Source organism: Proteus sp. G3927, assembly GCF_963894685.1.
Lineage (GTDB): Bacteria > Pseudomonadota > Gammaproteobacteria > Enterobacterales > Enterobacteriaceae > Proteus > Proteus mirabilis.
The window spans coordinates 62195-78513 of the sequence record NZ_CAWQGX010000024.1 but is presented as its reverse complement, the minus strand read 5'-3'; the positions used below and the strand labels follow the sequence as shown (position 1 = coordinate 78513).

Sequence of the window (16319 nt, the reverse complement as noted above, 5' to 3'; positions counted from 1 at the left end):
CTATGCTCTATAGTTAATTTAATTTATTTTCCTAATTTTTACTTTATCTGTTTTTATTTAACTTTTACGCTAATTTTTGTCCATCATTATTTGACTGCAATTGTTAATAACATCACAGTCTAAAAAAATAGATTTTATTTCAGTGCGCAAACTTGATAACAATCAAATATTGTCAGCCTAGCAACTTCATAATGGAATTACCTGATAACTTTACCGAAAAATATAACTTATTGATATTGGGTTATTTTATTCATTAAGCACATTGTCATAATTAACTAGGGGATCACCATGGTGATGCAACTTATAGCCGTAGCCGTTATTATCGTAACGGTCTATTTGCTAATAAAAAAATATGAAACCCGTATGGTATTGATCGGTGCCGGCTTATTGTTATGTATTTTAAGTCTGACACCGCTTGATGCTTTCACTGCATTTAGTGATCGCATGGTTTCATCATCATTAATTCAAGCTATCTGTTCAAGTATGGGTTTTGCCTACGTGATGAAATACACCAAGTGCGATATGCACTTAGTCCATGTTTTATCAAAAGTCCTGACTCGTCTTGGTTTCTTTCTTATTCCAGCAACAGTGATCGTCACTTATTTTATTAATATTGCGATCCCATCAGCAGCCGGATGTGCAGCGGCCGTTGGTGCAACACTTATTCCGTTATTAATCGCGGCACGTATTCACCCCGCAATCGCAGGTGGTGCGGTGTTATGTGGTACTATCGGTTCCATGTTAAGCCCTGGTATGTCACATAACGCTTTTGTGGCGAATATGGCCAATATGGAAGTCGTCGATTTAATCGCTCGCCATAGCCCATATAGTTTAATGGCAGGAGCAATAGCAGCAGTTTCACTCGCTGTTGTCGCTTTAGTGAAAAAAGAGTTTAAAGTCTCTTCTGTAGCCACAGATGTCGCCAACTCATCTTCTCAAGCAACACCAGAAGCAGTACGCCCTAATTATTTATATGCAACTGCGCCTTTTATCCCATTAATTCTATTAATACTACCTTTCTTCGAAACATTTAGTACTTTTAAACTATCTGTGCCAGCAGCAATGTTAATTGGTGCCATTTATGCACTGATCATCACATTAACCAATCCGGCTCAAATTACTAAAGAGTTCTTTAAAGGGATGGGTAATGCTTATGGGGATGTACTGGGGATCATTATCGCAGCAGCCGTATTTGCAGCCGGTCTAAAAGCATCAGGTCTGATTGATGCCTTTATCAACTTCTTAACTCACTCACCTGAATTTGCCCGTTGGGGTGGTACATTAGGGCCATTCTTAATGGGGATTATTACTGGCTCTGGTGATGCTGCAGCATTTGCTTTCAACGAAACCGTCACACCACACGCTGCACAATTTGGTTATGAAATTCCTGACATGGGTATGGCAGCAGCATTATCAGGTGCATTAGGTCGTACAATGTCACCATTAGCAGGGGCAGCCATTGTTTGTGCTGGTCTTGCCAATATCAACCCTATGGAAATCGCAAAACGTACTGCACCGGGTATGATTATCGGCGTCATCGCTGTTGCGTTATTCATGTTATAAGTGGAGAAATGATTATGTCAGTTTCACTAGAACAATTAATTAAATGGCGTCGCGAATTTCACCAATACCCTGAAATTGGCTGGTCTGAATTTTTAACCACTGCCAAAATCGTCAAAGTGCTACGTGGCTTAGAATTAGAAGTTAAAGTCGGCCCTGAAGTTATTAACCAAGACTTTGCTTTTGGACGCCGTCGTCAGGTGGTTGAAAAAGGATTGGCTGTAGCAAGAAAACACCATGTTGACGAAGCACTGCTTGATGAAATGCAAGAGCTTACGGGTTGTGTCGCTATTTTCGATAGTGGCAAACCAGGGCCTACTGTTGCACTACGTTTTGATATTGACTGTGTTGGGGTAACAGAAACAACAGAGACTCAACATCGTCCACAGGTAGAAAATTTCGCCTCTTGTCATCCTGGCGAAATGCATGCTTGTGGTCATGATGGTCATATTACTATTGGTTTAGGGGTTGCTCACTGGTTAGTCGACAATAAAGATAAAGTGAGCGGTAAAGTAAAAATTTTATTCCAACCCGCAGAAGAAGGCGTTCGTGGTGCAAGAGCAATGGCGGAAAGTGGCATTGCTGATGATGCAAATTACTTCTTAGGCTCACACTTAGGCTTTATCGCCAATAGTGGTGAAATCGTTCTTAACCCAACACATTTTTTATGTACCACTAAATATGATTTCCGTTTTAAAGGTACTCCTTCTCATGCGGGGGCAGAGCCAGAGCTAGGTCGTAACGCATTAGCAGGTGCTTGCCATGCCGCAACACAAATGCTGGGGATCTCTCGCCATGGTAAGGGGATGTCTCGTATTAATATTGGGGTATTAAAAGCCGGTGAAGGTCGTAACGTCACTCCTGCCAATGCCGAAATGCAAATCGAAGTGCGTGGTGAAAATGAAGAGATCAATAGCTTTATGGCTGCCAATGCTGTACGTATGGCAGAAGGTGCCGCACATAGCTTCCAATTAGAAATGGAAAGCGAAGTGATGGGGGAAGCGGTTGATTTAACCAATGACCAAGAACTGATTGATGTGATGGCCAAAGTGGTGGGTAAACACCCAGAACTCACTGCGATCCCAACCCGTCCATTCGGCGGAAGTGAAGATGCAACGGTGTTAGCAAAACGAGTACAACGCTGTGGTGGTAAATCTCTTTACTTTATTGTTGGTGCCGATAGAACTGCCGGACATCACCAAGCAGGCTTTGATTTTGATGAACAACAACTGATGACTGCGGTAAATCTTTATACGGGTTGTTTAGAAGAATTACTGAAATAATCTCTTTTATTTAATTGACTCATTAAAACGCTCTATATCACTATAGGGCGTTTTTTTATGCTGTTTTATCGTACAAAAAAATTTAAATTAACCTATTGACCCTTACGTTACGTGAGGTTTTAACCTGCATGACATACAGGAGGTGAAGATATGCTATTTCAAGTAGGAGAGATCGCTAAAAAGACGGGATTAACGGTCCGTACTCTCCATCATTATGAAGAGATAGGTTTATTGCAACCGACTGCAAGAACCGATGCAGGTTATCGACTCTATGATATGAAAAGCATAGAGCGATTAACGCAAATTCAAATGCTACGTCAAATTGGCGTCAAACTGAAAGACATCGGTCATATTCTTAATGGTCATAGTGCAGAGATAGCTTGTTTAATTGAAGAGCGCATTAGCCAATTAACCACGCAAATGCAACAAATTGCCAAATTGCGTTATCAGCTAGAGCATGTTCAACAACAAATACAAACAGGCACTCCATTTACGCAACATGACTGGTTTTCTTTATTGGAGATGATGTCTATGTACGATAAATATTTTACTTATTCTGAGTTAGCGCAGTTACCCCTCTATACTGCGCACACATTAAAAAGCCAAGCATGGCAACAGCGTATTTCAACTGTCAATAATTTGATTAAACAAGGTAAATCAGCCGATTCAAATGAAGCGATGCAAGTTTCAAGAGAGTGGATGATAGCTTTAGAGCAAGATACTGGGGGAAATCCCGACTTTTTTGTCCGTTTAAATAAAATGCATATTTCTGATGATAAGTTTGCGACGGCTACCGGTATTACTAAACAGATGATAGATTTTGTTGCTAAAGGCTTTAGCGAATATCAATTATCTGTTTTTAAACCTCATCTGACTCCGGAACAATTTGCCGTAGTACATCAGCACTATTTTGATGCTGGCAGTGTCTGGCCTGAGCTTATTTCTGGATTATATAATGCACTCACTTGCGGAGAAAAAGCAGATTCAGAGCAGGTGCAAAACCTCGCTAAGATGTGGCTAAATATGTTCAATCAGTTTACACAGGGTGATAGTGATATTCAGGCCAAGATCCGTACCATTTATCAAACTGATCATGAAATCGCTAAAGGTACATGGATGACACCTGAGATTGGTCAATATTTATTTACGGCTATTAGTTTGCTAGTGCAAAAATAGCGTTAATTGAAAAATCAAATAGATATAAAAAAGCCCAGTATTTAACTGGGCTTTATGCAATGAAAATAAAAACGTTATTTATTTCACTACACGCAATGATGGGCGACCTGTTGGGCGAGGAGGTTCAGGATCATCATCTGGAGAAGATGGGTTTTCAACCTGTGTCTCATCTTTCACTAAAGACAATCCTTCAGTGGCCGAAGCTGAACTGCCGTCTTGCTGCTCATCATCCACCAATGATGGTGTATAACCTTCCTCATAGGCTGGCTCTGGCTCAAACATCATACCCGCACCATTTTCTCGCGCATATATTGCTATTACAGCCGCCATAGGTACGCGCACTTTACGAGGTACACCACCAAAGCTTGCACTAAATAGTACCTGATGCGGCATCAATTCAAGATGACTTACCGCAAAAGGAGAAATATTTAGTACGATTTGACCATCGTGCGCATATTCCATAGGGACTTGAACACCCACGACATTAACATCTACCACTAAGTGGGGGGTTAACTCGTTTTCAAGGATCCAATCATAATGCGCACGCAATAAATGCGGACGGCGCGGAGACATATCCTTAATCTCCATGCTCTATTATCCTCTTGAAGGTAAACGCATTTCGCGCTCTGCTTCGGTTAATGACGCAAGGAAAGAATCCCGCTCAAAAACACGTTGCATATAAATTTGTACATCTTTCGCACCTGCACCGCTTAAATCCACGCCTAATACAGGTAAACGCCATAAGAGAGGAGCTAGGTAGCAATCCACTAAGCTAAACTCTTCACTCATAAAATAAGGGTATTCTTTAAATACCGGAGATACCGCCAATAGCTCTTCGGCGAGTTGTTTACGTGCTGCATTAGCTTGTTGATCGTTACCCTTTTCAATAACATTCATTAAAGAGTACCAATCTTGTTCAATGCGATGCATCATTAAACGGCTACTACCACGAGCAACAGGATACACTGGCATCAAAGGAGGATGAGGGAAGCGTTCATCAAGATATTCCATAATAATACGTGAATCATATAAAGTCAGTTCACGATCGACCAAAGTCGGCACACTCTGGTACGGGTTAAGATCGATAAGATCTTGTGGAAGATTACCAGCTTCAACCTGTTCAATTTCAACACTGACACCTTTCTCCGCAAGGACAATTCTGACCTGATGGCTGAAAATATCAGTCGGACCGGAAAACAAAGTCATTACCGAACGTTTGTTGGCAGCGACAGCCATGAAAACCTCCAAGTTAATCAATTAAAGGAACAAACATGCTTATGCATCTTCCATTCCCCCATTCCTACAAGACAAACGCACTCATGCCGTTAACTTAAAAAGTTATAAATAACTTAACTTCATTGAGTACGACATTGAGTACCACCTGCATAATAGTCTTATCCTAAGATAATTGTATTTTACAGGTTCAAAAAACCGTTTGTCTTTGCGGCACATATCATAATCAAGCAATACCAAAACAATCACAATATCAATTTGTCATAATAGTTTTGGTATGACTGTCAAATTCTTTATGGACATTAACCACAGTAAAATGGCCATAGGCAGCATGCAGCATTAAGAAATCGTCGAAAGAAAGACACTAAAGCAGGCTATTCTATCAGATTTCATGTCACTTAGGGTGAACAATGCGAATAATTCAATTCAATCTGCTAATATACACAAAAACTAAGTTTATAATATCATAAAAAAAAGATATTAAGGATTAAACTCTAAAAAAACGTATTTTTGATCTGCTTTTAATCCATGCTTTTTTCGGCCACAACACCACATTTTCAAAACAATTTTAAAAATAAAAAAACCCGCCTGTAAAGACGGGTTTTTCAACATCAAATTGATATCTAAAAGATAACAAATTAACGTTTTGAGAACTGTGGACGACGACGTGCTTTGCGCAGACCCACTTTTTTACGTTCAACAGAACGCGCATCACGGGTAACGAAACCAGCTTTACGCAGATCAGAACGTAGAGTCTCATCGTACTCCATCAGTGCACGAGTGATACCGTGACGAATCGCACCTGCTTGACCAGAGATACCACCACCTTTAACAGTGATATATAAATCCAGTTTACCAAGCATATCAACTAATTCCAGCGGTTGACGAACAACCATACGTGCTGTTTCGCGGCCGAAGTAAACTTCAAGGCTACGTTTGTTGATTACGATATTACCGCTACCTGGCTTAATGAAGACACGTGCGGAAGAACTTTTGCGGCGACCTGTGCCGTAGTATTGATTATCAGCCATTGCCTATTATCCCGATTAAATGTCCAGAACTTGCGGTTGTTGTGCCGCGTGGTTGTGCTCAGCGCCTGCGTAAACTTTCAGTTTACGGTACATAGCACGACCCAGAGGCCCTTTTGGCAGCATGCCTTTTACCGCGATTTCGATTACACGCTCAGGACTACGGGCGATCATCTCTTCGAAAGTCGCTTGCTTGATACCACCTACGTGACCAGTATGACGGTAGTAAACTTTGTCAGTACGTTTATGACCAGTTACCGCTACTTTCTCAGCGTTTAAAACGATGATGTAGTCACCAGTATCAACGTGCGGAGTGTATTCCGCTTTATGTTTACCGCGTAAACGGCGTGCGATTTCAGTTGCTAAACGACCTAAAGTTTTGCCGTCTGCATCAACAACATACCAGTCGCGTTTTACGGTTTCTGGTTTAGCTGTAAAAGTTTTCATTATTGAAAATTACCCAATGTTTAGTTACACGTTGGTGAACACTCGGTTCAAATGCTATTGAGGTTCACACGACTCTTGTGTCCAGCAAACCTACCCCTTCGAGTAGCACTGCTGACTCTAAAATGCGAGTTTTTTGGGAAATAAAAAACTTGCTGCAACGTGGGGTCGCAAGATTATAGAGAAGTCAGAAAAAAAAATCGAGTCATAATTGAAAAACAATTGGATTCTTTTTCAATATTTCAGCAAAAAATACCTTATGGCGCTATTTTTGTTAGCCTACTCGCCATCTCTGTCATCAACTATTACCACCTGAAGAGAAGCATTCTCCCTTGCCAAAGCGATTGTAATCACTTAATAAGTACCGTTTTGCCATTTTTATAACAATCAATAGCATCAAGCGTTACAATGAGCGCCATCCTACCATAATCAAAACAGAGTTTCTTTAACAATTAAGCGAGATGAGGCTGTGAAAGATACTCTTCACTTTGCATTTCTTGCAAACGCGATAAACAACGTTGGTATTCAAAACGTAAAAATTGCCCTTGATAAATCTCGCTCATCTCAACATCAGCATTAATAATTAGTTTCACCTTACGCTCATAGAACTCATCAACCAATGCTAAGAAACGACGGGCAACATCTTCATTTCTACTCCCCATCTGCACCATTTCATAAAGCAACACAGTGTGATAGTGCTTTGATAATTCAATATAATCAAGTTGACTCCGCGCTTGTACACATAACGTATCAAAGTTAACCGCCAGTACACCATTAGCCACTTTTCTCATTACCATTGGACGATGATTAATGGTTAATGTCGGCGCGAATACAACTTCACTACTGCTGGCAAGCTGAGTAAAAATTTTATCCATCTGCTGGCGGTTATACTCTGTTAATGGAGATAAAAATAGATGGGCTTGAGTTAATGTTCTTAAGCGATAATCAATCCCCGCATCAACATTCAAAATTTCACAATGGCTTTTTATTTGTTCTATAGCAGGTAAAAAACGTGCGCGTTGTAGTCCATTGCGATAGAGATCATCAGGGGGAATATTAGATGTCGCCACTAAAGTAATACCTCTGGCAAATAACGCTTCAAGTAATGTTCCTAAAATCATCGCATCAGTAATATCTGAAACAAAGAACTCATCAAAACAGAGTACATCGGTTTGCGCTTTAAAGCCGTCAGCAATGATATCCAGTGGATTTTCTTGCCCTTGTAAGCCTTTTAATTCATCTTGCACCCGTAACATAAAGCGGTGAAAGTGCAGACGCAGTTTTCGTTCTGTGGGTAAGCTTTGATAGAACATATCCATCAACCAGGTTTTACCTCGCCCAACCCCTCCCCACATATAAACGCCACGCTCAGGGACAATTGCGCTTTTTTTCGCACGAAACTTTCCTAACAACCGCTGAGTAATAGAACTTTTTTCTGGTGATGTCCGGTTTAATAATGCATGGTATAACTGTTGCAGATGGAGAACGGTTTGTCGCTGAACCTCATCAGGTTGATAATCCCCTTGCTGTAACGCGGTTTCATAAAGTGATAATGGCGTGCTAACGGTCATGGATGCTCTCTTATCCTTAAAATTTTGACATAAGTAAATACCTTGCGAATGCCTCTATTATAAGCAGTAAGAATTGTTTTAACATCGATGTAACACAGGAATTTTCATATTAAGCTTAAGGATATTATTCCACCCATGCCTTTTAGCGGTTATGATGTTATAAGAATCCATCGTCCTCACTATTAGATGAAAAGGAGTTGCCATGGTTTGGGTTTATGCACTGATTGGATTAGTTGTTGGTCTTATTATCGGCGCACTGGCAATGCGTTATGGTAATAAAACCATGCGCCAACAAGATGCTATAAAAGCAGAATTAGATACTAAAAAAGAAGAACTTGATACATATCGCAACGAGCTTGTCAGCCACTTTGCTCGAAGTGCTGAACTACTGGACAATATGGCGAAAGACTACCGCCAACTTTATCAACACATGGCAAAAAGCTCCAATGAGTTAATGCCAGACATGCCTGTTCAAGATAACCCATTTAATTATCGGTTAAGTGAATCAGAGGCAGCCAATGATCAATCCCCGATCAAAATGCCGCCACGGGATTATTCCGAAGGGGCATCTGGATTATTTAGACCTACCGATAAAAAAGATGATTAACACACAAACGCCACAACTATTGTGGCGTTTATTTTATATTATTTTGTAAAAAGTTAATGATTTAATGGGACGGTTTAAAGATAGCTATTGTCTTGTAAATCCATGTAAAAGAAAGCCCTACTGATAGCTTACCAATGAACTTTCCTTTATTTCTATATGTCTTAGTAACATCGAGCTCATATTGAGCAATAAATATTTTTGATAACAATATCAAGAGACTCATATTCATGTTGACTAAAAAAAGAAAATTACTACTTAGCGCATTAGCGATGAGTGTTGGTTTATCACTCTCTACTCTCCCGGCAACCAGTATGGCTGCCCTGCCTTCGGTAATGCCATCTGGAGAACAACTACCTAGCTTGGCTCCGATGCTAGAAAAAGTCTTGCCCGCTGTGGTCAGTGTGCATGTTTCTGGAACTCGAGTGCAAAGCCAGCAGGTTCCAGAAGAGTTTAAATTTTTCTTTGGTCCAAATTTTCCTTCACAACAACAAAGCATCCGCCCTTTTGAAGGCTTAGGTTCAGGGGTGATTATTGATGCTGAAAAAGGTTATGTATTAACCAATAATCACGTTGTTGATGGAGCCGATAAAATTCAACTCCAAATTAATGATGGCCGTGAATTTGACGCCAAATTAATTGGTAGCGATCCACAAACAGATATCGCCCTGCTACAAATTGAGAAACCCAATAACTTAACCGCCATTAAAATGACTGACTCGGATAAATTACGTGTTGGTGACTTTGCGGTTGCTGTGGGTAATCCATTTGGTTTAGGTCAAACCGCGACTTCCGGTATTATTTCAGCCTTAGGTCGTAGTGGTTTAAATCTGGAAGGGTTAGAAAACTTTATTCAAACTGATGCATCAATTAACCGTGGTAACTCTGGTGGTGCTTTAGTTAATCTCAATGGTGAACTTATCGGTATTAATACCGCAATTTTAGCACCAGGTGGTGGCAATATTGGTATTGGTTTCGCGATCCCAAGTAATATGGCGCGTGATCTCAGCCAACAACTGATTACACATGGTGAAGTGAAACGCGGTATTTTAGGTATTCGCGGTACTGAAATGAATGCTGATTTAGCGAAATCCTTTAAAATTGATGCCCAACGCGGTGCTTTTGTCAGTGAAGTATTGGCGGACTCTTCCGCAGCTAAAGCCGGTATCAAACCAGGTGATGTCCTTATTTCTATTGATGGTAAACGCATTAATAGCTTTGCTGAATTAAGAGCAAAAGTTGGTACAACACCACCAGGTAAAGAGATCCTGATTGGTTTGATCCGCCAAGGAAAACCAATGGATGTCAAAGTTACACTAGAGAAACAATCAGCAGATGCAACGCGAGCGGATAACTTCTCTCCCGCACTTCAAGGGGCAACGCTCAGTAACTATGTTAACAAACAAGTTAAAGCGGTTGCTGTAGATTCTGTGGAGAAAGGCTCAGCGGCAGCAGCATCGGGGTTACAAAAAGGCGACCTTATTATTGGTATCAACAATATGCCAATTGGCTCCTTAGGTGACTTACGTAAAACCATCGATGCTAAACCACCGGTTCTTGCATTAAACATTAAACGTGGCAACGAAGAAATTTATCTTCTGTTACGTAACAGCTCGCGTTAAACCCCACTTACTAGTATCTAATTTATTTGTTCCTTTCAGCCCTATTACTTCGGTAATAGGGTTTTTTTCTTGATTTCATATCACTAAAAAACGATTTTCTACGCTGACATATCCTTTCAAAAGCGAAACTGTGCTATTCTCATGACACTTACGACGCTATCCTCTTATTCAAACATAAATACAGGATTTTTATGTTAAGCAAGCTACTGCGATCTACCTTGATTGGTGTTTTAACAGCTGCCATTCTTTTGGTTGCGGTACCTTCTATCCGCCCTATCTTTATTGAACACCTGATTAATGGTGATTTTCTTAATGCCCCATTTAGCTATAACAAAGCCGTGCGCCGTGCGGCACCTGCGGTAGTTAATGTCTACAGCAGCACAATGGGAAGCTTTTCTCAAGAAGGGCGCGAGCTTACCTCGCTAGGTGCGGGGGTGATTATGGATCCGCGGGGCTATATTCTTACCAATCAGCACGTTATTAATAATGCAGATCAAATTATTGTGGCTTTGCAAAATGGTGATCTCTATGAAGGGTTATTGATTGGCTCAGATCCCTTAACCGATCTTGCAGTATTAAAAGTTGATGCAGAAAAATTACCTACCATCCCCATCAATAGTAAGCGTATTTCTCATGTGGGTGACGTCGTTTTAGCCATTGGTAACCCATTTAATATTGGGCAAACTATCACACAAGGTATTATTAGTGCCACAGGACGTGTCGGCTTAAGCCCAACACGTTACCAAAACTTCCTTCAAACCGATGCGTCAATTAATGAAGGAAATTCAGGGGGGGCACTGATTAATACTGAAGGTGAGTTAGTGGGTATTAATACCATGACCTTTGATTCAGGCACCTACAATGGCTATCGCCCCAGTGCGGAAGGACTTGGCTTTGCTATTCCAACACAATTAGCCGTAAAAATTATGAATAAGCTTATCCGTGATGGGCGAGTTATTCGTGGTTTTATTGGTATTACCGCGAAAGAGCTACCTAAAATTCGCTCTTCAAATACCGATATTAAACAGATCCAAGGATTACGTATCTTCCGCATTACGCCCAATAGTCCTGCTGATAAAGCGGGAATGAAAATTGGCGATATCATTTTAAGTATCGACCATGCTCCGGCTAAATCAGCTATGGAGATGATGGACTATATTGCAGAAACACGTCCTGGTACCGTTTTACCGGTAACCTTATTACGTGATGGTAATGAAATAAATGTTGATGTCACAATTTCAGAATATCAGCCAGAGTCATAGCCATAGCTAACTTTCGCGAGTTACCTCGTTATTCACGACATTATTGCTTATTTACCATGCGGCTATTTTCAATGGCATGCCAAATTTTTTCTGCTTTACGTCCAATAAAAATCAGTGAAATAGCCAAAATAAAAAAGAAAATTGCACTATGTAAGCTATTCCAGAAATATTCAAAAAAGCGGGTATAAAGATTGATACCAAGGAATGTTAGTCCAAAGCCTCTCAACATACCATCATCGGTTTTTAAGCTGATATAAATACAAATGACAGCAACAACAGCAAATAATAAAGCCCAAGGTAATAACTGCACACTTGAAATGTAATACCACGTATCCGGATCGTAATTACCAAAAATAGACATGATCCACAACGCAATAAAGAGATAAGACAGTCCCATTATCTTTGTCATAAAAAATAAGCGACGGCGCATTAAAATATTTTGCAAAAAATAGCATCCCGCTAATAATGCAGAGCCAAATAACACAAAACGAATAGGATAATTCATGCCTAGCCAATAAGCGCCCCAACCGGACATATAACCCGTTTTAGCACCAAACCAATTGCCCAACATTAATAAGAAAAATAACCACACTAATGAAGAGCGACTGATAAAGCCAATCACAGCATAAATAATGCAACCCATTAAAAGAAGTGGCGCAATATTACCACTACCATCATCTAACAACTCACCGAGTTGCCAAAGAAAAACCGCCGTAAATAATATCCCTAAAAAGAGAATAAACTCAGTACTGTAATGCCATAGTATTTCTTTGCGTTGGCGTTTAAAGCCCCAAAAATAAAACATACCAGCAATAAGTGCAGGAAATACCACACGCATAATCTCAGAAATACTAAATAATTCGATAAGATAATGAATTAACGCAGTATCACTAAAAAGGTTAACGGCAGCAATAATTAAGCAGGCAATAGCTATCCAAAAAGCATAGCGACTCAATCTTTTCCAATCAAAGGGAAGGCGTTGTAATGTACTTTCTAGTTGTTGATGCTGTTGTGCTGATAGCTCACCAGATTGTTGCCAATGATCAAGTGCTTGACGAATAACACGCTCTTGTTTCCTTGTGACCTGCATGGCGTTTTTTCCTTTTTTATTGGTAAGCGGTTAATAAAGAGTGACCTAACACAGGCTGATTTTCTTTACTGTATCCTGCTATCAAAGAATTACCTTATGAATTATCTTATTCTGTTGCATTATTAAACAGAAGAAATACAAAAAAACCATAGCACCAATAAGGTGCTATGGTTTTTAATCGCTATAATAGGGTAACTAAACTTAATTAGTCATTAGAATGTAGACGTTCGATTTTAGCCCCTAAACCCTGTAATTTGGCTTCGATATTTTCATAGCCACGGTCTATATGATAGATACGATCAACAATCGTCGTACCTTCCGCAATGCAACCGGCTAATACTAAGCTGGCAGAAGCACGTAAATCGGTAGCCATCACTTGAGCGCCTGAAAGCTTATCAACACCATGGCAAAGTACAGTATTGCTTTCGATTTCAGCATGAGCCCCCATACGGATAAGTTCAGGAATATGCATAAAACGATTTTCAAAAATCGTTTCTGTGATCATTCCTGCTCCATCAGCCACAAGATTTAAAAGACTAAACTGAGCTTGCATATCGGTTGGAAAACCAGGATGTGGTGCCGTACGCAGAGTGACCGCTTTAGGACGTTTACCATGCATATCAAGGCTTATCCAGTCTTCGCCCGTTTCAATATCAGCACCCGCTTCACGTAATTTAGCTAATACCGCATCAAGCGTATCTGGTTTAGCATTGCGACAAACAACACGACCACGAGAAACCGCCGCCGCGACTAAGAATGTCCCTGTTTCAATACGGTCTGGTAAAATTTGATAGGTTCCACCACCAAGGCGTTCGACCCCTTCAATAGTAATGCTATCGGTGCCTGCACCACTGATTTTTGCGCCTAAGGTATTAAGAAAATTCGCGGTATCTTCAATTTCTGGCTCTCTCGCCGCGTTTTCAATAATGGTTTTACCTTCGGCTAAAACAGCAGCAGTCATAATGGTAATAGTGGCACCTACGCTCACTTTATCCATTACAATATGTGCCCCTTTTAAGCGACCATCAACACGCGCTTTCACATAACCTTCATCCAGCGTAATTTCCGCACCAAGCTGCTCTAAACCTGTAATATGCAGATCAACTGGGCGCGCACCAATCGCACAACCACCCGGCAAAGAAACCTGACCACGTCCGAAACGTGCAACTAATGGCCCTAATGCCCAAATAGAGGCACGCATCGTTTTAACTAATTCATAGGGAGCACAAAATTCGTTGATATGACGAGCATCAACAAAAACAGAGCCGTTGCGTTCGACTTTAGTACCTAAACGATTAAGTAACTTAATGGTGGTATCAATATCTTTTAGCTTAGGAACATTGGTTAATTCTACTGGCTCTTCGGCAAGGATAGCAGCGAACAGAATTGGTAGTGCAGCATTTTTTGCGCCTGAAATAGTGACCTCACCGGATAAGCAGGTAGGCCCTTGTACTCTAAATTTATCCATCTGTAGAACTCTCTTTTTTATTTTGCTGTACGCTGTATACCTACTGAATTAAAGCCCGCTGAGTTTACGATCCCTTTTCCACTCTTCAGGTGTGTAGGCTTTAATAGATAAAGCGTGAATACGATTATCTGCGATATATTCCATCAAAGGGGCATAAATGGTTTGTTGTTGTTTCACTCTGCTCATTCCTTCAAACATCGCGCCAACAACCACAACCTGAAAATGACTGCCATCACCATTAACAATGACTTCATCTAAAGATAGGGTATCCATTAATACTTGTTTGATTTCATTTGTATCCATAATTGCTCAATCTCAACGTTAAAATAATAATCAGTTGCCTATCCTAATAGAATCCGGCCTACTCTTAAACCATGAAAAACCCCCTTAATGATAAAAGTATCAATAAGGGGGATTTTTTTATTGCTTTATCGGGAAAAGCATTAAGCAATATTCATAATTTCATCAAGATCATAGAGTGTGATTAGCGTTTGAAAGCGCTCACTAACACCTTGAATAATACATTGACGATCAAGTGCTTCCATTTCGGCCTTTAGATGGACAAAAAGTGCTAATCCGGTTGAGTCAATATGATCAAGTTGAGAAATATCGATGATATTAATATCAGCTAATAACGCTTTACGTTGTTGCCAAACTGGCAATAACGTTTCTCTATCTAGCGTTCCTTGGAAAGAGAGTATTTCACCCTCTTTTTGCCAATTTAACGAAGCTGACATACTATTTTTTCTCATCTAATGTAATCGGTGTTTTGGCACTAATTTCTAATTGCTTAGTTAAACCATCAACCCCTTTCGCACTTAAAATATCAGACCACTCATTTTGTTTGGTGGTGATCATGCTAACGCCTTCGGCAATCATATCATAGGCTTGCCATTCACCCGTTTTACTGTTCTTGCGCCATTGAAAATCAAGGCGTACTGGTGGTCGACCATTTTTATCAATAATAGTGACACGAATAGTCAGGTTTGATTTATCCGCAAAAGGTTTGGCAGGTTCAATGCGATATTCTTGCCCTTCATACATTGCTAATGCTTGGCCATACACTTGTGCAAGATAATCTTTAAAAGCGGCAAAGTAAGCATCACGCTGAGCCGGCGTTGCATTACGATAATAAGGCCCCAACACTAATGCTCCGGCATATTTGATATGCACATAAGGTAACAACTCTTGTTGAACAATCTCACGTAACAGTTCTGGATTTTTACGAATTTCTGGTTGCTCAGTTTTTAATTTATCAAAGGTTTTTTGCGCGGCATCTTCCATCAATGCATAAGGATTGGTTTTATCGACCGCCATCGCAAAAGGTGTTATCACCAATAATGCGACCATTAATAAGCGTTTAAACATACTCGCTTCCTCTTGGGATTATATTTCAGTAAATACGGTGCACTAAATAAACCACACCGTAAGCGAATGAGCATTAAGGTAATGCTGGTTGTTCGGTTTGCGTTTTTGAGTCAGAGGTTGTTTTTCCATCTCCGTCACCGGTTTTATAAAGGAACTGACCAATCAAATCTTCAAGCACCATGGCTGAATGGGTATTGGTAATTCTGCCACCATCCTTTAGAAAATCAGAACCTAAATCTTCATCATAAAAGCCGAGATTTAAGGCCAAAAACTGTTCACCTAATAAACCTGATGTGCGAATAGAAAGAGAACTGCTGTCAGGAATATGGTCATAAATGTTTAAAATATCGAGAGCAACTTCAGGACGATAGTTACCTTCCATCTCTTCTTTTAAGGTAATAGAGGCAACGCGACCAATTACCACCCCACCGATTTTAACCGGTGAACGCTCTTTTAAACCACCAATATTACCAAAACTTGCGTAGACACGATAAGTAGGTTGATTACCCACTTCTTTAATATCAGCCACTTTTAAGCTTAAAAAGACAACCGCTATCAGTGCAATAACAACAAATAAACCAACCCAAACTTCAATTTTTTTACTTTGCAT

The 16319-nt window shown here is 40.2% G+C and carries 17 protein-coding genes; 6 read left to right on the top strand and 11 right to left on the bottom strand.

Translation table 11 applies throughout. The features are described from left to right. Window positions 1-288: 288 nt before the first annotated feature. The 3 genes from dcuC to AACV00_RS07835 all read left to right on the top strand — a co-directional run bounded on the left by dcuC (window position 289) and on the right by AACV00_RS07835 (window position 4019). Window positions 289-1563 (top strand): C4-dicarboxylate transporter DcuC, encoded by a 1275-nt coding sequence (gene dcuC / locus AACV00_RS07845; protein WP_004245277.1) that lies wholly within the window; start codon window positions 289-291, stop codon window positions 1561-1563. A gap of 14 nt (window positions 1564-1577) precedes the next feature. Beyond that, window positions 1578-2843 (top strand): amidohydrolase, encoded by a 1266-nt coding sequence (locus tag AACV00_RS07840; protein WP_161679959.1) that lies wholly within the window; start codon window positions 1578-1580, stop codon window positions 2841-2843. 150 nt (window positions 2844-2993) lie between these two features. After that, the gene (locus AACV00_RS07835) at window positions 2994-4019 is read left to right on the top strand and encodes a MerR family transcriptional regulator (protein ID WP_004248926.1); all 1026 of its coding nucleotides are present in this window, start codon (window positions 2994-2996) and stop codon (window positions 4017-4019) included. 78 nt (window positions 4020-4097) lie between these two features. Here AACV00_RS07835 and sspB read toward each other — a convergent pair whose 3' ends face one another. The 5 genes from sspB to zapE form a co-directional block, all read right to left on the bottom strand. Next, on the bottom strand, window positions 4098-4607 hold the full coding sequence (gene sspB / locus AACV00_RS07830; protein ID WP_036894177.1) for a ClpXP protease specificity-enhancing factor: 510 nt from the start codon (window positions 4605-4607) through the stop codon (window positions 4098-4100). 6 nt (window positions 4608-4613) lie between these two features. After that, window positions 4614-5255, bottom strand: coding sequence for a stringent starvation protein SspA (gene sspA, locus AACV00_RS07825; RefSeq protein WP_004245282.1), 642 nt, complete (start codon window positions 5253-5255; stop codon window positions 4614-4616). 635 nt (window positions 5256-5890) lie between these two features. Beyond that, a complete protein-coding gene (rpsI, locus tag AACV00_RS07820) occupies window positions 5891-6283 on the bottom strand; it encodes a 30S ribosomal protein S9 (RefSeq protein WP_004245284.1) in 393 nt (130 codons plus the stop codon). A gap of 15 nt (window positions 6284-6298) precedes the next feature. After that, window positions 6299-6727 (bottom strand): 50S ribosomal protein L13, encoded by a 429-nt coding sequence (rplM, locus tag AACV00_RS07815; protein WP_004245285.1) that lies wholly within the window; start codon window positions 6725-6727, stop codon window positions 6299-6301. A 449-nt stretch (window positions 6728-7176) separates the two neighbouring features. Beyond that, entirely contained in the window at window positions 7177-8295 is a 1119-nt protein-coding gene (gene zapE, locus AACV00_RS07810) for a cell division protein ZapE (RefSeq protein ID WP_036894175.1), read from the bottom strand. Between the two features lie 202 nt (window positions 8296-8497). On the opposite strand from zapE, the gene zapG reads away from it, so the two are divergent. From zapG to degS, 3 genes are all read left to right on the top strand, one after another. Further along, window positions 8498-8902, top strand: a complete 405-nt coding sequence (gene zapG, locus AACV00_RS07805) for a Z-ring associated protein ZapG (RefSeq protein WP_004245287.1) — start codon at window positions 8498-8500, stop codon at window positions 8900-8902. 227 nt (window positions 8903-9129) lie between these two features. After that, window positions 9130-10521, top strand: coding sequence for a serine endoprotease DegQ (gene degQ / locus AACV00_RS07800; protein WP_004248924.1), 1392 nt, complete (start codon window positions 9130-9132; stop codon window positions 10519-10521). Window positions 10522-10712: 191 nt separating this feature from the next. After that, on the top strand, window positions 10713-11783 hold the full coding sequence (gene degS, locus AACV00_RS07795; protein WP_004245290.1) for an outer membrane-stress sensor serine endopeptidase DegS: 1071 nt from the start codon (window positions 10713-10715) through the stop codon (window positions 11781-11783). Between the two features lie 40 nt (window positions 11784-11823). Here degS and AACV00_RS07790 read toward each other — a convergent pair whose 3' ends face one another. The 6 genes from AACV00_RS07790 to mlaD all read right to left on the bottom strand — a co-directional run bounded on the left by AACV00_RS07790 (window position 11824) and on the right by mlaD (window position 16319). Then, window positions 11824-12873, bottom strand: coding sequence for a hypothetical protein (locus AACV00_RS07790; protein WP_049219494.1), 1050 nt, complete (start codon window positions 12871-12873; stop codon window positions 11824-11826). A 205-nt stretch (window positions 12874-13078) separates the two neighbouring features. Further along, the gene (gene murA / locus AACV00_RS07785) at window positions 13079-14341 is read right to left on the bottom strand and encodes a UDP-N-acetylglucosamine 1-carboxyvinyltransferase (protein WP_004245292.1); all 1263 of its coding nucleotides are present in this window, start codon (window positions 14339-14341) and stop codon (window positions 13079-13081) included. A gap of 48 nt (window positions 14342-14389) precedes the next feature. Next, the gene (gene ibaG, locus AACV00_RS07780; protein WP_004245293.1) at window positions 14390-14644 is read right to left on the bottom strand and encodes a BolA family iron metabolism protein IbaG; all 255 of its coding nucleotides are present in this window, start codon (window positions 14642-14644) and stop codon (window positions 14390-14392) included. A 140-nt stretch (window positions 14645-14784) separates the two neighbouring features. After that, window positions 14785-15078 carry a lipid asymmetry maintenance protein MlaB gene (mlaB, locus tag AACV00_RS07775; RefSeq protein ID WP_036894171.1) on the bottom strand — a complete coding sequence of 98 codons (294 nt, stop codon included), beginning with the start codon at window positions 15076-15078 and terminating at the stop codon, window positions 14785-14787. 1 nt (window position 15079) lies between these two features. After that, window positions 15080-15709 (bottom strand): phospholipid-binding protein MlaC, encoded by a 630-nt coding sequence (gene mlaC / locus AACV00_RS07770; protein WP_004245295.1) that lies wholly within the window; start codon window positions 15707-15709, stop codon window positions 15080-15082. Window positions 15710-15782: 73 nt separating this feature from the next. Next, window positions 15783-16319: an outer membrane lipid asymmetry maintenance protein MlaD gene (mlaD, locus tag AACV00_RS07765; RefSeq protein ID WP_004252690.1), complete on the bottom strand. Its 537-nt coding sequence runs from the start codon at window positions 16317-16319 to the stop codon at window positions 15783-15785.